Consider the following 20,327-nt stretch of genomic DNA (forward strand, 5'->3'; position numbering starts at 1 on the left):
GTTTAATATTCATTCGTTCCCGGTTCGCCACCGGCAATGCGGTCATTTCCCACCGGCAGGTTCTTTCTTTGTGGCTGCTACCCGGCACCTGCAACAACCCGGCATACCGGATCTATGGCATCATCTTCAGGTTGGTATCAAAATCCGTATAGTGATAATAGCGGCCGGCCATCCAGAAAAGGACCGGCCTGCGTCCCCTGCCCCTGCTTACAGCATAGGGACGTATATTGTCTACCGCAGACCCGCTGGTGACGGATACCCGTTGCAACCTGGCCCCTGCTTTTAATTGTTCTATTTCAAACGTTCCGTTTATTTGCCGGGATACATAGATGTTTTCCGGGTTGGCATGATCCAGTACAATGCCGCCCGAATAATGAGCTTCCAGCAATTTTTTACCGGGTTTAATGATGGTGATATAGGGCCCTGCATCCGCGATCTTTTGGGTATTCCATTGCTGCCCGTTCCACCGTGCGTAATAATACTGGTGCGCTGTTTCTGAGGGATATCTTGCATAGGTAACCACGGGCCGGTTGGCAGCATCCAGCGCTATATCCCAGATCCAGCTCCGCGCCTTTCCCGCCGCCGGATCATATACTTTGTCCACACCGCTGATCAGCACCGGCAGCTCGCCGAACCCGCCGATCTTTTTCCCGTTTGTCTGGAAGAAAGCGCCTTTTTCATAATACATATGATGTACGGAGATATCGGCTTCCTGTTTGGGATGCCCGTTTGTAAACAGGAAATCGATCCTCGATTTATTATCCGTGGCATATTTTACATATTGCGGCGTATTGCGGCCGCTGTTATCCAGGAGGTTTGTTTTTTTGCTCCAGGTTGCTCCATAATCATCGCTGTAAATACAATAAATACCCGTTTCGCCCCAGGGCTGGTTGATGCCGTTTTTCCGGCGAACCATATTCCTGCCAAAAAGATAGATCCGGTTATGCTCATCCCGTAACATAACGGGATTCATATAGCAGTAAAAATTAACGGAATCTTTTTCCAGGATCACCCGTTCTGCTTCCCAGGAGGTGATATCCTCCGGGTGCACCGTTTTACGCATAAAGATGTTGCCGTTGTGATGGCAGTAGAAGGCCAGCAGCCGGTGATCGGGCAGGAATAAAAAAGAAGGTACGTCATGATCATCTTCCTGTAGTTTTTCATGCAGGGTATATGCCTGCATTTTATGGGTGCGCAGATCCAGCGCGCGTACCATTACATCGCCTTTGCTATTGATATACCCATAGTACACCGCCTCTTTTTTTTCCTTGTGATACAGGGCACGGGGATCGGAGAACCAGCACCAGGCGGCATCCGCTGCGGCTACTACACTGCCTTCCTGGGCCTGTGCAGGTGTTGCAGGAAAAAGCAATGCCAGAAAAAAAATCAATAGACGATCGTTCATATAGACAATTATTCGTTGCGCGTTAAGTTCAGGCACCACGGCGTCCGTTACTCCGGCTGCAGCAATGCTTCATCCAGCAACCCGGCGCTTTCTTCATCCAGGAATACCGATGCATTGCGGTGCGTTCTTAAGATCGTAGAAGGATAGAGCGGAGATAATGCCTTATAAAAAGTATTGTACACCGCCTGTGCCTTTGCGGCCGATGGAACGATGCAGTACAAACCAGATCCTTTCATCAATGCCGGGATGGTAAGCGTTAGTGCCGTAGCCGGTACGGCTTCCAGTAATTCAAAGCAGCCATCGTTCACCTGCTGCTGCCTGCAAACACCATCCAGCATTACCACCTTCACCGTTTCGCTATCCGCAAAATCGGCCACCGGGGGATCGTTGAATGCCAGGTGCCCGTTCTCGCCAATGCCCAGGCAAACAACGTCGATCGGGTGCGCATGGAGCAGTGCGGTATACCGGTAACATTCGGCAGCCAGGTCCGGCGCATTTCCATTTAAGTAATAAACGGCCCGGAACGGAGCCCGGGAAAACAGCCGGTGTTTCAAAAAATTGCCAAAGCCCTGCGGTGCATCGGCCGGTAATCCCACATACTCGTCCATATGAAACGCATTGATCCGTTTCCAGTCAATATCCTGCAGCAACAGGGCCGCCAGAAACTCGTTTTGAGAGGGTGCTGCCGCAAAAATGATATTCACCACTTCCTGCTGCCGGAGCAACTGCCCCACCTGCCGGGCTACAGCCACGGCCGCTGCCTCGCCCATCGCCTGGCGCGTGGAATACTTTTTTATACGCACGTTACTTTTTACTTCACCCATTTCCATTCTTATTAATTGTTTAAATTTTAATATAATCTTCCGGTTAACCCACGGCTCCTGAACGGGGTAATGCCTGCACAATATTCGAAAACAGGATACCAATGACAGGTGCCGTTTTTCCATTACCAATTCCGGATCCGGTGCCCGCGTACCGCATAAAATATTAAATACGCATAGCAGGGGATCAGGATGCCGTATGCAACGCGCACATTGAACATATCCGCAACATATCCATATACCAATGGCATGATGGCGTTGCCGCAAAGCCCCATGATCATCAGCGAAGCACCCAGTTTTGTAAACCGTCCCAATCCATCCAGTGCCAGCGGCCAGATGCCCGCCCATACCAGTGAATTGGCCAATCCCAGTAGTACCACGAACCAGATGGAAATATCGGCCTTATGCCCCAGCAGGGTCACCGGCCCCTTCGTAAAAAGGATCAATACGGATAATGCCAGCCCAAGGGTAGTACAGATCTTTAAAGCCGTAGCCTGGCTGAAGAACCGGGGTATGCAAACAATGCCGATCACATACCCGGTGATGGTTGCCGCCAGGGTATACGAGGGAAAGACCTTGGCTTCCAGCAGCTGAATGCCCATGCTTCCTGCATAATTGATGATGGTGTCGATGGCAACGATCTGTGTGCCCACGTGTAAGAAAATGGCAATGGCACCCAGCACCAGGTGCGGGAACTGGAAAATGGAGGTTTTACCCGAATTGGCCTGCGCCACGGTTCCGCTTTCCGCTTCTGTGTTGATCTCGGGTAAGGGCGAATACCGCACCATGATGCCCAAAATAAACAGTACCGTACCCACCACGGTATACGGAATAATTACGCGGCGGATCAGCTCATCCAGTGCCGCGGCTTTTTCAGCAGGCGCCATCCCGGGGATCTGCTGAAACAGGGATGCATCGGAAGACCGGAGAATAACTGCTGCAAAAATGAGGGGCGCCAGGATGCCGGCTCCTTTATTGCAGATCCCCATCATGCTGATCCGTTGTGCAGCGCGCTCCTTTGAGCCCAATATGGTTATATAAGGATTGGCAGCCGTTTGCATAATTGCAAGACCGGTACCCAGCAAAAAAAGCCCTGTTAAAAAAAGTCCGTAGGTACGGCTCAGCGCCGCCGGTACAAACATAAATGCACCGGCCGCCATAACCCATAAGGCAATCATCATTCCCTTCTTAAATCCTGTATGTTTCAGAAGATAGGAGGATGGAACGGAGATCAGCAGGTAGGAAATATAAAATGCCAGGGCTACAAGGTAGGATTGAAAATGGGTCAACTCGCAGGCAATTTTAAAATACGGGATCAGGATCGCATTGATCCAGGAAACAAATCCAAAAATAAAAAACAGCACCCCTATGATCACCAGCGACGTCACCGTATCTCTTTTGCTTAACAGGCTTCCTTCCATTACCGGCTTTTTTTTCTGTAAAAAAATAATGACAAATCAATCCCGTTACCGTTCCGGAGCGGAACCGTAGGCCTGGGGCCGTACGCCATCCAGGTTATGCGCTGTTTAAACGGGATTTACGAATTTATATATGTGGTTCCCAACCTTTTTCATAACTGCGCCCCCATAATTGCATGGCCGCCGCATTGGAGCGTATATGCCCGTTTGCCGGATCGGTGATGAGCATTCCCGATGTCCGTTGTGCAATGTTACCCAACTGAACGAGCAAGGTGCTTTTATATCCCTCCTGGATATCCGAATGAAGGGTTGCATTGCCTTTTATGGCTTCAAACATATTTTGAAAATGAAAGCCGTCCAGTTTTTCGGTGGGGTTCGACAGATCACCAGCCTTAAACTCGGTATTGTCTTTTACTTCCTTTATCAGTTTATCATCCAGCCCGTAAATGCTGTAACTGTTGCCGCCGTTGATCTGCAGCGTTCCCTTCTCCCCATAAAAAATCACTCCTACGGAAGCGCCGTCGTTGAACTTACCATTGGCACTGCGGCCTTCCCAGGTAATCATGCTTTTGTTGGCAAACTCCAGTGTGATCATTTGCGTATCGGGTGTTTCCCAATCGTCTGAAAATGCAAAGGTGCCGCCACCGGATTGTACTTTGGTAGGATAGTCTACCTGCAGGCCCCAGCGGGCCAGGTCTACCATATGTGTACCGTTATTGAGGGCCTCTCCCGTACCCCAATGCCAGAACCAATGCCAGTTATAGTGGATGAGGTTATCCTTGTAAGGACGCCGGGGCGCCGGTCCCTGCCACAGGTCGAAGTTGAGCCACGCAGGTACCGCCGTGGTTTTACCAACCCCGATGGGTTTGCGGCTGTTTGTATACCAGGTTTTGGCAAAATAAGGCCGGCCGATAACGCCCGTATGAATTTCATGGATGGCCTGGGCCACATTGGGCCAGGAACGGCGCTGGTTGCCCATCTGCAGTATTTTGCCATATTTTTTTTGGGCGGCTACCAGCATCTCGCCCTCCTTTGGATTATGACTGCAGGGTTTTTCGAGGTATACATGTTTGCCCGCCTGCATCGCCAGCAATGCCGCCGGCGCATGCCAGTGATCCGGGGTGGCGATTACCATTACATCCAGGTCCTTTTGCTCCAGCGCTTTCCTGAAATCCGGCCGGGCTACCGGTTTCAATTGCTGGATCGTTTCCAAACGGGTAATGCATTTATCCGCCGCCCGCTGGTCTACATCGCTTACATAACGCACCACGCAATTGGACTGTTTGGCAAAGTTGCTGGCCAGTGCCAGGCCACGGCTGTTAACCCCCATTACGCCCATATTGAAGCGCTCATTAGCACCCACAATATGCTTATAGCTCCGGGCGCTGAAAGAGGGTAAGATTCCTCCAAAGGTGAGTGCTGCAGAACCCAGCGCCGCCTTTTTCACAAAATCCCTTCTTGAATTGTTTTGTTGCTTTTCCATAAAATAATTTTTATTTCCTGTTCCGTTGCCTGCAGGGTTTGTTAAACGTATTTTTTCAATAAAAGGGTCATATCTACCGGCTCACCACCGCTTTTTTTGCTCAGGTCGGCGGCTTCCATAAAGGCCATAATCTCCAGTGTTTCTGCTTCCGGAACGGGAGCATTGCCGGTTTCAAAAAAACGAACAATCTCCATCAGCAAGGGATCATAGCCGGTAAAGGGACCTAGGACCAGCTGGTTGGTGGCACCAAATACGGTACCGCCAAAACCGTCTTTGCCTGCACGTGTGCCCCGGAATGTGCCTACCCTTCCATCTTCCCAGGTACCAATCACAATATCGGTATCTGCGGTATAGATGCGACGTACGGTTTTGCATCCCGTTCCCATGGCCGTAAACAGGGTCTCCACGCCGTGTATCCCATACCAGAAAAGATCCGGGTGCGTGGCTTCCAGTTTCGCGGGGCTATAGGTTTCTGCCCCGATCACGTTCCCGATCTTCCCGTTTTTTACTTCCTGCATCCCGGTGATAAACCGTAATGAAGAACTGGAGAACACCGGTGTTTTATAGCGGCGGGCCGCTTCAAAAATGGCATGCCCGTCTTTTAATGAAGCCGCCATCGGTTTGTCGATAAACAGCGGCTTGCGTGCTTTCAGTACCTGCAGGGCCTGCTCCAGGTGCAGGCGCCCGTCGTTGGTTTCCAGCAACACCACATCCACCAGGCTCAGCAGCTCCCGGATGGAGGTTGCGATCGTTACATGGTTTTGCTTTACCTCTTCCGTATACCCGGCGATGCGGTCCACACTGCTTTTAATATCACGGCTTCCATAAGGATAAGCCGCTACTACCTTATATCCCAGCCATTTTGCATCCGGGTTTGCGGCATTTAACGCTTTTACAAATGCTACGGCATGTGAAGTATCCAGCCCGATGATCCCTACTCTTTTTCCTGCCGCTTTTTTACCGGTTACTGCAGCCATCACCTCCCTGTTACTTCCGATGATGCCGGCGGCGGATGCGGCGCCCAGTATTTTTACAAATTTTCTCCGATGCATATAACGCTGTTGTTAAAAGTAAAACCAGATATTCCTTTTATTCTATTAAAAACACAATACACGGCTCGTAAACCGGCACCTTACAGGTAATAAAGGCCGCTGCACAAAAATAATGGCAGGATGCCCTGTCAGGCTAAACGGCGGGGTGCGTGCATACCTTAGGCTGCACCGCACCGGCGGAGCCGGTACTACCATTCATTGCACGATACTTCCCGGTTACCCCGGAACGGCCATGCGTTGTTCCATCTTATTCTATATTACCTGCACGGCACCGGATCGGGCGCCTGTCTGTATACCGTGCCTGGTCTTTAACGGATCACCGGCAGCTCTTTCATATGACCGGTTCCTGGCATCCCTGCCTTTCAAAGACAGGTTTTGCACTCCAAAAGCAATCCAGATATCGGGGCTGTTATGAGCACCTTAAAATAAGCCCCTGCATAAAATTAGCAGGTACCGGTAAATGTATACGATCGATTTGCGCAATCATTGTTTCAAAAAACGCAAATCTCAAACAGGTTTTGCAAATTTCTTCAGGTATGCAGTGGGCGTATATCCTTTGAATTTTTTAAACGTGCGCGACAGGTTCCTGCAGTCACTAAAGCCGGACCGTATGGCCAGCTCCAGCAAGGATAATGCAGGATTTGCCAGCAGCAGGTCTGCCAGGTATTCGATCCGTTGTTTGAGGATAAACTGGTAGAGCGAAATACCCATCGAGTCTTTAAACTTGGTTTCCAGATTCCTTCTCGACAGTGGTACCCTGCGGATCAGTGCATCAACGGATATGGGTGTTGTAAATGAAGCCTCGATATACTGCACCACTTCCCGTATGTATTCATTGGATAGGTTGTACTTTTCGGTTGACTGCCGCAGCTCGATACGAACCGGGTTTACAATAATATTGCACGGCTTTGTCCGCTCCTTTAAAACCAGTTTGTGCAGCAGCCGGCCGGCCTCATAGCCGCCCCGCTCTACATCCAGCTCAATCGATGAGATCGAAGGGTCGGAAAAATTACAGATCAGGTCATCATTATCCACTCCCAGGAGCGCCACATCCTCCGGTATTAAAATATTATTGATCTTACAGATGTCCGAAACCTGGAGGGCAAAATAATCGTCACAGGCAAACAGGGCAACCGGCTTGGGAAGCGACATCAGCCATTTGTCAAGCTCTTCATGATCACTACCCCATTGTTCTTCATTCAGGTGCTCGGTTTCGAAATAATAAAACCGCCCGCCATATTTTTCTACCTCTGCTTTATATCCCTCGGCTCTTTCTATGGACCATACCACATTCCTGCTGCCATAAAAAGCAAAATTGCGGTACCGCCGTTGTATAAAAAATCGGGCGGCCATGACCCCGGTGCCTCGGTAATCGCCGGTGAGGTTGGAAAAATAATCGCTCCGCTCTTTATAATTCTGAATGATTACAGGAATACCAAGCTCTTTCAGATACCCGATGTCATTCAGGTCGGCCTGGGCAATCACTGCATCGGCCTTCCATTCCCGGGCCAGTTTCAGCACACCTTCTTCCCCATACAGGTTTTTATAATACGTAGGCAGGCGGTAAAACAGCCAGGGGCCGTTATCCTTGGAGTATTTCACCATCCCTCGCAGCAGCTTCCTGCTGAATTTACTGGAATGGTCGATGAGCAACAATATCCGGATCAATTTTTTTTTGTTAAAAATAACATTCTAATGCATTGTGAGCCCATCCAAATTGAAGTTGTCTGATTTTTATTTTTGAGCTTTCAGCGCTTAGCCTTTAGCCAGGAGTTTTCAGTTTTCAGTGTTCAGTTTTCAGTTGATTACGTATGAGAATATAAATCTATCCTGCCGCATCGAGTGCAAAACGGAATCCAACCTGAAACTTTAAACATGAAACCTGGAACGGCTTTCAGCCTTCAGTTTTCAGTTGATTACGTATGGGAATATAAATCTGTCCTGCCGCATCAAATGCAAAACGGAATCCAACCTGAGACTTTAAACATGAAACCTGGAACGGCTTTCAGCGTTTAGCCTTCAGCCATCAGTTTTCAGTCTTCAGTTTTCAGCTAATCAAGTATAAAACGGACCTAACGTTAAACCCTGAACTTTAAACATGAAACATTCATTTAATTCCTCGACGGTATAAATGTGAACCGTTGCTTCAGGCGTAAAAATGGCTTCTCAAAATACCTGTACGAAAGCATGGCCAGGGATACCGTTATCAAAAATGCGATCAATTGTCCTATTCCGTTTTTCCACCCGTGCAAGCCCAGGTTACTGCTGAACGCCGCTAATTGCTCTTTGAAAATATGATATACAATCCAGTAGATGGTAATATGAAAAACATACATGCCATACGATATACGCCCCAGGTAAGCCAGTGCGGAAGGCATACGCTTTGCAGCCGACCCGAAGAACGCAAAAAAGAACGCCATTACACCCAGCAGCACCAAAAACCAACCGCTCACCGATTGTGTCACCGTGGCCAGGTGGGGCGCATCTGCATTAACTTCGCACACCATGGAAGCTACCAGCCAGCAAACATAACCTGTTACAAACAATAGCACCCTTGCTGCCGTATTCCACTGCGGCTGCTTTCCCTTTAAATAAACAGCCGTTAAAATGCCGGCTGCAAAAAACTGGAACTGCACAAAACTGTTGGTCCACTGTCCGCTGAATCCTTCCGTAGGCCGTTGGGCATAATAAACAATGGTCCCATAGGCCGCTATAATGGCTAAAAGTGAAAAAACCTTTAATCCTTTTTTACCTGCAAAGTAAATAACCAATGGCAGTACAATATAAAGCTGTTCCTCCACCGATACGCTCCACAGCGGGTTGATGCAATACGATTGCCATTCATTAAACGTAATGTACCAGTTACCGGAAAACAAGGTGAAGGCCAGCTGTGCTTTTGGAGGTATGGTTCCTCCAAAATAAGGCGTAATGGATGTTAACAGCACGATTAAAAAGAAGAAGGTAAGATATAAGGGCCAGATGCGCAGGATCCTGCGGATGTAAAAGGCCTTAACGCTAACCCTTCCAAACCGGTCCTGTTCCCTTGTCAGCAATTCGGTAATTAAAAAGGCACTTAAAAAGAAGAAGAGGGGCACGCCATAATTGCCCACCAGGCTTATATGATAGCCCCAAAAATATTCTTTGGGATCAACCGGGGCCAGATCCAGCCGGTGTACAAAAAATACAAACAGGAAGGCGCATAAGCGCAGTACATCCAGCTCCGGGCGGTAGTAGCGGTCATTTGTTTTTCTTTCCATTGGCATATTGATTTTCAGCTCCTCTATAATACCCCTTTTAACCTTATGGCGATTCTTTTAACCAACGCCATCGAGCTCCCTGGCCCGGTGCCGCAATCAACAGATCCGCAATACCCTGGTGATGCAGCAACAGGCGTGTAAAAATGAATCTATAAAAACAGTTTTTGTAAACTTCAACCGCTTGATGACCCCGGCATTTACGCAGCGAACATAGCCGGCGTTATTAAAAATTCCATCCCATTTTTAGTCCGATAAAACGATTCGCAACATCATCGTCGATCCAAATTTCATATTTTGCCTGCAAATCAAGTCCTTTTATCCTAAAGCCTATACCTGGCGAAAAAAGAGGTGCGCCTCCATCATAATCATTTATACCGCTGCTTTTGCCTGTGTAGGCAGCCCAACCCGCATCCATTTTTAAATAAAAAAACGGGGATGCACGGTATTTTACTCCGGCCCGCAGCGGAATGGTTCCCAGATCAGGCACTTTATAAGCTCCCAAATGTTGTCCTTTAAGTTCCATATAACCAACAGAAAGGGTTGCCGCCCACCTTTCTACGATCCGGATATCGGCGGTAACACCACCTCCCAAACCGTGTTTAAAATCGCCTGAGACCAGACCTGTTGGTATGGCTACTTCACCATATGGCCCGATATCAAAAGATTTCCATTGGGCAGCAGCCTGTGAGTAAAGTGCGGTTAGCAATAAAGCAATCATTATTTTTTTCATATAGAAATTGTCCAGGCTTACATAAAAAGAAAAAGCTCCAGGAATTAAGGTTTTTGTTTTGGCAAATAAAACGAATCATTCCGAAACTGATAGGCGAAGTTAAGGAAGATGCGTGGGTTTACCGCACATAAACACAGTGCGCGGGGTTTTAAAATGAACGCTGATTGAACCAAAACAGTACAACGAACACCAGTCATAAAAACGAGGCTGATCTCAAACTTCAAACCATCTTTCTTATTAAAATGTAAGAGGGGCAACCATGGCCTGGAAAAGCCCGGAGGCCCTCTTAGCCCTCTAGTAAATTTATTTAATACCCCTGCCGGCATCCAAACCCCACTGCTATGCTCCCTCCTGCCCGGCGGTACTTTTTCTACGACCCGCTGGTTGCGTTCATAAAAGTTCCGGCAATAAAATTAGAACCCGGTCAGGACAAAGCCTTTCCGCTCCGTCTCTTTAAACTTCTTTATTTGTCTCTTTTTTGAAAAAGCGGAATACTAAGGTTCAACGTTTCACGTTAGCTCCTGTTCATACTCGCTGAGAAAGGGCAAATCCCCGATCCCGGACGAATCAACTGAAAGCTGACCGCTGATAACTGATAGCTGAAAACTGAAGGCTGACACTGAAAACTGATGGCTGACCGCTGAAAACTGATAACTGATAACTGATTGCTGAAAGCTAAAGGCTAAAGGCTGAAAGCTAAACGCTGATAGATCCGCACATTTTTTTGCCATTTCGGCATATTGGTTTTGGAGATATTTGCTTTTTTATAAAGCGAATATTTATGCCCCTAAAACATGTAACCATCACTACTGCTTTGCTTATTTTTTTTGTTCAGGCAATAGCGCAGCTTTCCCCAACCAACAATATCCTGTACGTTGATAAACAGGTGGCCGGCGGCGATCATTCCGGCTCCAGCTGGGAAAATGCAGTTACCGAACTGGCGGATGCCCTGCAGTATGCAAGAGCCATCAATAACTACACCGCGGCCAGCCCCTTACAGATCTACGTGGCAAAGGGGATCTATAAACCCCTCTATAACGCCGGAAGCAACAATTTTACTTCCGGCACCGACCGCAACAATGCTTTTGTACTGGTGCGCCATGTACAGCTTTACGGAGGTTTTGATCCGGAGCACCAGATTAAGGCGCCGGACGATGGCCGGATTTTTGGCCCGGACGGTTCCGTTTTGAGCGGCGATATCAATAACAACGATGCAGTGAGCGGCTCCGGAGGCACACTGTATATTACAGGAAACGAAGAAAATAATTACCATGTAGTCATTGCGGCCGGCGATATGGGCAGTGCCGTATTAAACGGATTTACCCTTACCGGCGCCAATGCTGATACCAGGGGGCAGATCGTTGTAAACGGGTGGAGCGTTAACACATCTAATGGCGGGGGCATGTATAATATTGGTGCAGCGCCGGCCCTTGTCCATGTAACCTTCAGCGGGAATACGGCTTCCGGAAAAGGCGGCGGCATGCTTAGCCTTACGTCCAGCTCCCCTTCTCCCACCCTTATGCAGTGCCGTTTTATCAATAATATGGGGGGCGGTATGTATAATACCTATTCTTCACCAACCCTTACCCATTGCAGCTTTACAGGGAATTGGGCGGCTGACAACGGCGGAGGAATGGAAAATGACAATGCCTCACCCAAACTTATGTATTGCAGCTTTACCGGAAATTCGGCTAACAGCGGCGGGGGCATGTATAACTTTAACGACAGCCGGCCTGCACCCGTGCTGATCGATTGCAGCTTTACAGCAAACTCCGTTTCCAGCGCAGGCGGCGGCATGTATAATCATTTTTCTTCGCCAACGCTTACCAATTGCAGCTTTACGTCAAATGCGGCAAACTTCGGAGGCGGTGGTATGTGGACGCAGGGGTCCTCTTCACCGGCCATTACGGGTTGCAGCTTTACCAATAACTGGGCGCCGCTGGGCGGCGGAATGTGTAATTACAATAATCCTTCAGCCACAATTACCAATACTACCATCGCCAACAATGGCAGCGGCTTTTATGCGTACAGCGGTTCCTTTGTTTTTCAGAATTGCATTGTTTGGGATCCCATTTCGGGAGGGTCTTATACCTTCCGCTATTCATTGATAAAAGGTGCATCCGCTACCGGTAATGGCAATTTAGATGCCACGCTTTACACGGAAAACGATATTTTCACCAATTATTCAGGTGGCAATTACACATTAAAGCCCACTTCGCCTGCAGTAAATAAAGGCAGCAATACATTGTTTGCAGGTTTAGATGCCAACACCCGGGACCTGGCCGGTAATCCCCGGTTATCCGGCGCCGCCATTGACCTGGGCGCTTATGAATATGATCCCTCATGGGTGCTGCCGGTGTTGTTTGGCCGCCTTACTGCGGTTATTAAAGACCGGCAACTACTGGTAAACTGGCGTACAGAAACGGAAACCAATAATGATCATTTTTTGGTACAGGTTTCGCAAGACGGTATCCGCTGGAAAACCGTGCAAACCATTCAAAGCAATGCAAGGCATGGTAACAGCGATGTTCCGGTGGAATATAACCACGCCATCCCCCTTACTTCGCTCAGTTTGGGCGCCGGGCTTCTCTTACTGGGTGCGCTGGTCCCCGGCCGCAGAAAGTATGGGTTTATGGCGGCGGCCATTATCCTCAGTGCGGTTGCATTCGCCTGTAACAAAAAGGACCTGTCCCGGTTAAACGCGAATGAGAACCTGCTGGTGCGCATCGTGCAGGTAGATAAGGACGGGACCGAGCAGGTGTCGAAAGTGGTGAAGGTAACCGGCGAGTAACCCGAAGCAAACGGTCTTCAAATGGTTGTAGTTCCCGCAGATTGCGCCGATTTTTTCGCTGATTTTCGCAGAAAACTGATCTGCGGAGATCTGCGCTGCATTCAACTGCCTGAAATCAGCGGGAAACACCGGCCCGGCATGATCCTGTAGACATTTAACCCATTTTACCTCAAATTTTTACGATATACCAATAAAAATCTGCATTTCTTCTGAATTGATCCCGATCTTTGCTCGTTTCGCAACGCGTAAAATATGAACAACCAAAAAAGATCAACCGGTTTTTTTAATGGGATAACAGGATCACTGACCCCACTGAATACCAGGATCATTCAGAATTACTCCAGGCTCCGGCCATTGTTGTTTTTTTTACCCCTGGTTTTACTGGTGGCCGTTGCCCTCTTTCTGTATATCCAGGGTGCATTATCGGTTAACGGGTATACCCATATTCAAAAGGACTATTTTCTTTTGATGAACCATCAGCTGGGACAATACCCGGGCCTCGAGTCGAATCTTACCCAGCTAGGGGATGCGCTGATCTTTCTGTCCTTTGTCAGCATTTTTATCCTGTATGCCCCAAAAATCTGGGAAGCATTAATACCCGCCCTGCTGGTTTCATTACTGTTTTCCAGTACACTAAAGCCGTTTTTTGCCGTACCAAGGCCGGCGGTGGTATATGATAACCAGAGCTTTTTTATCATCGGGAAAAAGTTAACCGGCTCCAACAGCCTGCCTTCCGGGCACTCCATTACCGTTTTTACGGTGCTCACCGTGCTGCTGTTTGCCTTTGCTCCAAAAAAAATGTCCTACCGGATCCTTTGGTTTTTTTTCGCGGGTGCCACAGGACTGTTCCTTGCGTTTGCAAGAGTAGGTGTGGGCGCACATTATCCGCTTGATGTGATTACCGGCAGCACCATCGGGTATATTTCGGGACTTGCAGGTATTTTTATTTGTCAGAGATATAAAATTTTTTCCTGGGTGGGCAATAAAAAGTCCTACCCCCTGTTTATGCTGGTATTCCTGGCTGGTGCTATTGCACTCATCAACAAAATCATAAACGATAACCTGGCAATATTTTATTTGTCACTTGTCTGCCTGGTTCTTTCACTCTATAAAATCATTCAAGTTTATGCTAAAAAACAATCCGAAGTTAGCACAGTTTTATAATGCAACATCCAGGCTGCTTCATTTAAAACTGATCTGGTTTGCCTTATTCATGAGTTTTTTGAACTTACTGTTTTTTCATTTCCCCTTTTACAGGTTTGTTGTTCATAACGTCAACTACAAAAGCTGGAACGGCATGATGATCATTACCTGCCTCATCATCCTGATGCTGGTGGCCAATGCCTTTGTTTTTTACCTTTTCCTTTTTCTATCCCGGTACGTTGGAAAATTCCTATTGGTATTGATCTTTATCCTCAATGCCGTGGCCCTTTATTTTGTAAATACCTATAATGTGATCATCGATGGCATTATGATGGGCAATGTGATCAATACCGACTATGGAGAAGCCAGCAGTTTTTTTTCTGTTAAACTGATTGTGTACATCCTTCTCCTGGGAGTTCTTCCGGCCATTTACATTATTAAAGCAACGGTCACTACTGTAACATTGAAGCGATTTTCCATTACTTCCGGACTGGCGCTCCTGTTTATGATCATTGTGGCATTTGTGAATGCCAGTAACTGGCTATGGATCGATAAAAATTCCAAACAACTGGGGGGCCTCGCCATGCCCTGGTCCTATTTCGTAAATACCGGTATTCATTATGTGCGCCAATACGATAAAAACAAAAAAGAAATCTTATTGCCCAATGCTACGATAAGCGATACCGGAAAAGCGGTGGTCGTTTTAGTGATCGGCGAATCGGCAAGAAAACAAAATTTTTCTTTATACGGTTATGGGCGCAACACCAACCCGCTGCTTTCCCAAACTCCCAACTTATTTCATTTTGATGCCACCTCCTGTGCTACCTATACAACGGCCGGCGTAAAATGCATCCTGGAGCATAAAAACACCGGTGAGTTATATGAGATTTTACCCAATTACCTGAACCGGAATAATGTGGAAGTGATCTGGAGAACCACCAACTGGGGAGAGCCGCCGGTGCATATTGACAACTATCAGAATAAAGACGCGCTCATGCTCCAGTGCAAGGGCGATAGCTGCAATTACGACGGTGTGCTTTTAAACGGTTTGAAGGAGCAGATACAGGCCAGTAAAAAAAACAAAATACTCGTTGTATTGCACACCAGCACCAGCCATGGCCCTACGTACAGCAAGAAGTATCCGCCGCAGTTTGAAACCTTTAAACCTGTTTGCAACAGTGTGGAGCTGGGCAATTGCTCGCAACAGGAGCTCATGAACGCCTACGACAATACCATTGTTTATACGGATTATCTCTTACATGATGTGATTGAAGACCTGAAACAATTAAACGGGTATAAAAGCTCCATGATCTTTGTTTCGGATCACGGGGAGTCGTTGGGAGAAAAAAACCTGTATATGCATGGGGTTCCTTTAAGTATTGCGCCCAAAGAACAATATGAAATTCCTTTTATCGTTTGGGTATCCGATAGCACAAAACAACCCAAGCCGTTTAAAGAATTGACTCAAAACTATGTTTTCCACAGTGTTTTAAATTTCTTAAGCGTACAAAGCCCCATTTATAATGCGGAAATGAACATTTTTAAATAACAGCCCGGGGCCTTTTTCACGGGGCAGCGCTACGGTAATGCGCATTTCATACTTTGTGTTTACTGCAGTACCTTTGGCGGCATAATTAACTGCCCTTGCACAAACGGTTTGATCTTCCTGCTATTTATACCGTGCTAAACCGGAAGCGGCTTAGCTGGCTGCTATCGCTTTGTTTGCTGTTTCCCATAAGCGCTTTTGCCCAGTACGATTCCCTGCTACACAAGCCTTACGGGGAAAATATCGCTGTCATTCACGCGATGTATAAGCGCTTGGTTGATATCGGCGATTCTGCCCGGCGTGCCGAAAAAGCGGCGGAGATAAAAGATTTTGCCCTCCGGCATAACGACCGCGGCTTAGCGCTCAATATCGATTTTTTCCTGGTTTTCTGGAACGCTTTTTACCAGCGCCAACCGGAAGCGGTATCGCTCCGGGCGTTAAAAGCAATGGTGGCATTGGCCGATAAAGAAAATACAGAATTTCTTAAAGTACGGGCACTGCGGGCGCTGGCAGAGTTCTACTGGAAATGTGAAAAAAATTATGAACGGGCTTTTGAGCAATATTTGCTGTTAGATAAAGAACTGGCGTCCATCAGGGCCACCGATTACCCCGAAATGATCCGGGACCTGATGCAAATAGGGGAAGCCTATTATTTTTTCCAGGATTATGCGGTAGCCAAAAAATATTTTAAAAAAGCGATCGCTATACCCGAAACCGCGTTCAACACCAGTGTACTGAACAATTGCCGGAATACCCTGGGCCTCTGTTACCAGCAGGAACATAACCTGGACAGCGCCGATTACTATTTTAATGAAGTGCAGCAAACGCCCTTTCCCGAATCTGCTGTCTGGAAACGGATTGCCACAGGCAACCTGGGCATGAGCCGGTACCTGCGGAATCAATACGACCAGGCCATTCCCTTATTAGAAACCGACTTTAACGGATCCGTTAAGGAAAATGACTACGGGTGTGCTGCGGGTGCAGCCATTGCGCTTGCGGATATTTTCAGGTATAAAGGGCAGCCGGACCAGGCCAAAATATTCATTGACCGTGCACAGGAATACATCCAGGAAGCAGCACAACCCGACCGGCTGCGGCTTTTATACCCGGTAATGAGCAAATGGTATGCGGCGGCCGGGGATATGGAACGGTCCAGGCAATACGTAGATTCTTCCGTAACCGCATTGAACCGCTACAACGAAAAATTCAGCGCGCTGAAAGTATTGAGGGCGCAGCAAAAAATTGATCATCAGAAAGAAGTACTGCAACTGGCCAACTTCAGGTTGGAACGGCAACGGAAACTGACCGAGCGGAATTTGCTGATCCTGCTGGTATTGATCCTGTGCATTGCGGTGTTGCTTACCTATTTTGTTCAAAAGAAACGGCAAATAGTCAAAGACCTGAAACTCCGGGCGGCCACGCAGGAACTGGAAGTAGCCCGGCTGAACCTGAACCGGTTTACAGAAAATATCCTGGAAAAAAACAAGCTCATCGAACAATTACAAAGCCGTAACCCGGAGGAAGACAAGACCGAACTCTTTCAGCAGTTACAGCAAAGCACGATCCTTACCGAAGACGACTGGCAGGCTTTCCAGCTGTTGTTTGATAAGGCCCACCCGGGGTTCATTCACCGCATTAAAGAAACACTTCCCGGGCTTTCCATTGGAGAATTGCGGTACTTTGTACTTGCCCGGTTAAATCTTTCCACCAAAGAAATGGCTGCCATGCTCGGTGTTTCGCCCAATGCTATCCAGGTGATGCGGCATCGCATCCGCAAAAAACTGGATCTTCCTGATAATATAGCGCTCGAAGAAGTGATAAAAAACACCTGACGACTTCTGAATCCGCCTGGCAATATCATCTCAATCCATTTTCAGCATATTGATAATCAACGTATTGAAAATGTAAGGATTTTGTAAGCCCTGTATTTGCAGCATCCCCCGGCGATTAAACTAAGTTTACCGGGCATGCCCCGTCCCGATAAGAAACTGCTGTTATTATTCGCTTTTTTGCTCCTGGCCATAACTGCCATGGGACTTATATGGTGGTATTATGACCAGAAGCTGCGGGCTATGGAACAACACCAAAAAGCGTTAAAACTAAATACTGATTAAACAATGAAACGATCCTCCGTTCCCGGATTTCTGTTAGCTAAAAGACCGCTGAGATCTACATTTCCGGGCCTGGTGCTGCTCCTGTTCAGCATGTTTTCCAATGCCCAGATTACGCCCACCGGTGGCATTGTATATGTAAAGCCGGCGGCTTCGGGAACGGGCAAGGGAAACGATTGGACAAATGCTACCAATGATCTGCAGGGCGCCATCAATGCAGATGGCGTTCAAAAAGTGTTTGTAGCCATCGGAACCTATTATGTACCCAGCCCCAATAGTTTTGTGATGAAGAAAGGTGTGGAGATTTATGGTGGATTTGATCCCGCCAACAATATCAATACGCTGGCTGATGCCCGCATACTACCTGGTACAGGCGGCGGCTCGATCCTCGACGGGAAAAATGAGCGGCCGGTTATATGGAACGATAATAATGGGCTAACCCCTTCCGAAAGGCTGGACGGTTTTACCCTTACCCATGCTGCGGATCCGGTGGGAAGCTCCGGTCTGGCATGTATTCACAATTACACTACTTCTCCCACATTCAGCAATTTACTCATTACCAACAACACGGTGGCGGGCATTGCGAATGCCCTTAATGCCAACCCTGTTTTCATCAATGTTGCCATTACTCAAAACGGAAAGGCCGGCTTCTCTATTGCGCGTGGAAATGCTGAACTGATCAATGTTACCATTGCAGGAAACAGTACCAAAGCCCTTGATTTTGGGGTTTTAGGTACAGTAACACTTAAGAATAGTATCGTTTATGGCACTGTGTTCCAACCTGACCACGCTACTGCGCAGTATTCCCTGGTTGAAAACAATGCCGTTGGTGGCAGCAATAACCTGGATGCTGCGGGGATTACACCGGCGCAGGTTTTTAACAATCCCGCCACAGGCGATTATACACTCAAAAGCAATTCCCCGGCCATTAATACCGGCAACAATGCGCTGTATCCGGGCCTGGATGCCAGTACCAGGGATCTGGCGGGGCACCCGCGCCTGCAGGGTACCATCATTGATCTGGGTGCTTACGAATCGGCACCGTTACCACTTACCCCAACGACGGGCATCATTTATGTAAAACCCGTTGCTACCGGTTTGGAAAACGGCGATAGCTGGGCCAATGCTACTTCCGATTTGCACAACGCCATTTCCACCGCCGGTGTACAACAGGTATTTGTAGCCATTGGCAATTACGATGTAGGTGATAACAGTTTTGTGATGAAAAACGGGGTGGCCATTTACGGCGGTTTCGACCCTGGTAATGGCATAATAGCCTTGAGTGATAACAGGATTTTACCGAACAGAAGTACAGCTGCAGGATCTTTTCTGAATGGGCAGAATGTAAGACCGGTGATCTGGAATGTATTCGACCAGGCAACCGCCCTTGATAATACGGCTGTATTGGATGGGTTTACCATTACCAATGGAACTGGTGGTTTTGGCGGCGGTTTCAATATGTACTATGCATCGCCTGTTTTAAGAAATCTTGTCATCAGGAACAATAACGCGGCCAGTGGCGGCGGCATTTGCCTTCGCTTATCGTCTCCGCTGATCACAGACGTTATCATCTCCGGTAACCATAGTACCTCCCAAAACTTTGGCGGAGCAGCGGGGATATACAATGGTGCCGGTAACCCGGTTTTAACCAATGTAGCCATCATAAGTAATGTAGCAACCGGAAGTGGAGCTCCGGGTGGCTTTTCCAGCTATAATTCAACACCTGTATTAAACAATGTAACCGTTGCGGGGAATAGTTCCCCGGCGTTTGTGAACAGTGGCCCTCGTAATGTCGCTATTAACAATTCCATTATCACTCAACCCGTCACGGACGTGGCAGCGACTTCAGGAATCTATACTGCACAAAATTCTCTTATACAGGGCAGTATAGACAACACCAATGGCAATATAAACGCTGCCGGTATTGCTGAAGCGGATATCTTCAACAATCCTGCCGCCGGCGACTATACATTGAAAAGTACTTCCCCGGTCATTAACAAGGGCAGCAATACGTTGTTTCCCGGGTTAAATGCAAGCACTAAGGACCTGGCCGGTAACCAGAGACTGTTTGGTGCAGCCATTGACCCAGGCGCTTATGAATACCAGGACAAAGCCCTGCCTGTAATCTTTGGCAGTTTAAGTGCCGTTATTCAAAACGGGCAATTGCAGGTTCGCTGGCGCACCGAAACCGAAACCAACAATGATCATTTTTTGATACAGGTTTCGCAGGACGGCGTCCATTGGAAAACGATACAAACCGTTCAAAGTAAGGCAGCGAACGGTAATAGCGATAAGCCCTGGGAATATAGCAGCACCATCCCGCTGGCCTCGCTCAGTTTGGGTGCCGGGTTCTTATTGCTGGGCGCATTGGCTCGCGGCCGCAAAAAGTACCGGCTGATGACTATGGCTGTTATCCTCAGTGCGATTACATGCTCCTGCAGTAAAAGAGACTTCCCTCAATTGAGTGCAAATGAAAAACTGCTGGTGCGCATCGTACAGGTGGATAAGGATGGCAGGGAAGATTTTTCAAAAGTAGTGCAGGCCGTAGCGGAGTAAGATGACAATAGGTA

General features: G+C 47.9%; 13 protein-coding genes. 5 read left to right on the plus strand and 8 right to left on the minus strand.

Annotated features, from left to right (window positions below; genetic code table 11):
* Positions 1–112: 112 nt before the first annotated feature.
* The 8 genes from Q1V85_RS06100 to Q1V85_RS06135 form a co-directional block, all read right to left on the minus strand.
* A complete protein-coding gene (locus Q1V85_RS06100) occupies positions 113–1,405 on the minus strand; it encodes a BNR-4 repeat-containing protein (protein ID WP_300598396.1) in 1,293 nt (430 codons plus the stop codon).
* A 47-nt stretch (positions 1,406–1,452) separates the two neighbouring features.
* The gene (locus Q1V85_RS06105) at positions 1,453–2,229 is read right to left on the minus strand and encodes a glucosamine-6-phosphate deaminase (RefSeq protein WP_300598397.1); all 777 of its coding nucleotides are present in this window, start codon (positions 2,227–2,229) and stop codon (positions 1,453–1,455) included.
* A gap of 122 nt (positions 2,230–2,351) precedes the next feature.
* On the minus strand, positions 2,352–3,647 hold the full coding sequence (locus Q1V85_RS06110) for a sugar MFS transporter (protein WP_300598398.1): 1,296 nt from the start codon (positions 3,645–3,647) through the stop codon (positions 2,352–2,354).
* A gap of 124 nt (positions 3,648–3,771) precedes the next feature.
* The gene (locus Q1V85_RS06115; protein ID WP_300598399.1) at positions 3,772–5,127 is read right to left on the minus strand and encodes a Gfo/Idh/MocA family oxidoreductase; all 1,356 of its coding nucleotides are present in this window, start codon (positions 5,125–5,127) and stop codon (positions 3,772–3,774) included.
* Between the two features lie 41 nt (positions 5,128–5,168).
* Entirely contained in the window at positions 5,169–6,179 is a 1,011-nt protein-coding gene (locus Q1V85_RS06120; RefSeq protein WP_300598400.1) for a Gfo/Idh/MocA family oxidoreductase, read from the minus strand.
* A gap of 507 nt (positions 6,180–6,686) precedes the next feature.
* The gene (locus Q1V85_RS06125; protein ID WP_300598401.1) at positions 6,687–7,847 is read right to left on the minus strand and encodes a DNA-binding transcriptional regulator; all 1,161 of its coding nucleotides are present in this window, start codon (positions 7,845–7,847) and stop codon (positions 6,687–6,689) included.
* A 443-nt stretch (positions 7,848–8,290) separates the two neighbouring features.
* Positions 8,291–9,436 carry an acyltransferase gene (locus Q1V85_RS06130; protein WP_300598402.1) on the minus strand — a complete coding sequence of 382 codons (1,146 nt, stop codon included), beginning with the start codon at positions 9,434–9,436 and terminating at the stop codon, positions 8,291–8,293.
* A gap of 223 nt (positions 9,437–9,659) precedes the next feature.
* Positions 9,660–10,166 (minus strand): outer membrane beta-barrel protein, encoded by a 507-nt coding sequence (locus Q1V85_RS06135; RefSeq protein ID WP_300598403.1) that lies wholly within the window; start codon positions 10,164–10,166, stop codon positions 9,660–9,662.
* Between the two features lie 781 nt (positions 10,167–10,947).
* Here Q1V85_RS06135 and Q1V85_RS06140 point away from each other — a divergent pair.
* The 5 genes from Q1V85_RS06140 to Q1V85_RS06160 all read left to right on the plus strand — a co-directional run bounded on the left by Q1V85_RS06140 (position 10,948) and on the right by Q1V85_RS06160 (position 20,313).
* Positions 10,948–12,957: a right-handed parallel beta-helix repeat-containing protein gene (locus Q1V85_RS06140; protein WP_300598404.1), complete on the plus strand. Its 2,010-nt coding sequence runs from the start codon at positions 10,948–10,950 to the stop codon at positions 12,955–12,957.
* A gap of 252 nt (positions 12,958–13,209) precedes the next feature.
* Positions 13,210–14,121, plus strand: a complete 912-nt coding sequence (locus Q1V85_RS06145; protein ID WP_300598405.1) for a phosphatase PAP2 family protein — start codon at positions 13,210–13,212, stop codon at positions 14,119–14,121.
* Complete coding sequence (eptA, locus tag Q1V85_RS06150; RefSeq protein ID WP_300598406.1) at positions 14,084–15,649, plus strand: phosphoethanolamine--lipid A transferase EptA; 1,566 nt, start codon at positions 14,084–14,086, stop codon at positions 15,647–15,649. The genes Q1V85_RS06145 and eptA overlap by 38 nt, the downstream gene beginning before the upstream one ends.
* A 95-nt stretch (positions 15,650–15,744) precedes the next feature.
* Positions 15,745–17,478 carry a sigma factor-like helix-turn-helix DNA-binding protein gene (locus Q1V85_RS06155; protein ID WP_300598407.1) on the plus strand — a complete coding sequence of 578 codons (1,734 nt, stop codon included), beginning with the start codon at positions 15,745–15,747 and terminating at the stop codon, positions 17,476–17,478.
* 285 nt (positions 17,479–17,763) lie between these two features.
* Positions 17,764–20,313 (plus strand): choice-of-anchor Q domain-containing protein, encoded by a 2,550-nt coding sequence (locus Q1V85_RS06160; RefSeq protein WP_300598408.1) that lies wholly within the window; start codon positions 17,764–17,766, stop codon positions 20,311–20,313.
* Positions 20,314–20,327: the final 14 nt, after the last annotated feature.

The sequence above is a fragment of the Niabella sp. genome, from assembly GCF_030150205.1.
Classification (GTDB): Bacteria; Bacteroidota; Bacteroidia; order Chitinophagales; family Chitinophagaceae; genus Niabella.

Bases quoted from the DNA above. Each gene is read 5' to 3' on its own strand.
- eptA (WP_300598406.1), top strand. From the start codon at position 14,084: ATGCTAAAAAACAATCCGAAGTTAGCACAGTTTTATAATGCAACATCC.
- Q1V85_RS06110 (WP_300598398.1), bottom strand. From the start codon at position 3,647: ATGGAAGGAAGCCTGTTAAGCAAAAGAGATACGGTGACGTCGCTGGTG.
- Q1V85_RS06120 (WP_300598400.1), bottom strand. From the start codon at position 6,179: ATGCATCGGAGAAAATTTGTAAAAATACTGGGCGCCGCATCCGCCGCC.
- Q1V85_RS06100 (WP_300598396.1), bottom strand. From the start codon at position 1,405: ATGAACGATCGTCTATTGATTTTTTTTCTGGCATTGCTTTTTCCTGCA.
- Q1V85_RS06115 (WP_300598399.1), bottom strand. From the start codon at position 5,127: ATGGAAAAGCAACAAAACAATTCAAGAAGGGATTTTGTGAAAAAGGCG.
- Q1V85_RS06160 (WP_300598408.1), top strand. From the start codon at position 17,764: ATGAAACGATCCTCCGTTCCCGGATTTCTGTTAGCTAAAAGACCGCTG.
- Q1V85_RS06105 (WP_300598397.1), bottom strand. From the start codon at position 2,229: ATGGGTGAAGTAAAAAGTAACGTGCGTATAAAAAAGTATTCCACGCGC.
- Q1V85_RS06145 (WP_300598405.1), top strand. From the start codon at position 13,210: ATGAACAACCAAAAAAGATCAACCGGTTTTTTTAATGGGATAACAGGA.
- Q1V85_RS06130 (WP_300598402.1), bottom strand. From the start codon at position 9,436: ATGGAAAGAAAAACAAATGACCGCTACTACCGCCCGGAGCTGGATGTA.
- Q1V85_RS06135 (WP_300598403.1), bottom strand. From the start codon at position 10,166: ATGAAAAAAATAATGATTGCTTTATTGCTAACCGCACTTTACTCACAG.
- Q1V85_RS06140 (WP_300598404.1), top strand. From the start codon at position 10,948: ATGCCCCTAAAACATGTAACCATCACTACTGCTTTGCTTATTTTTTTT.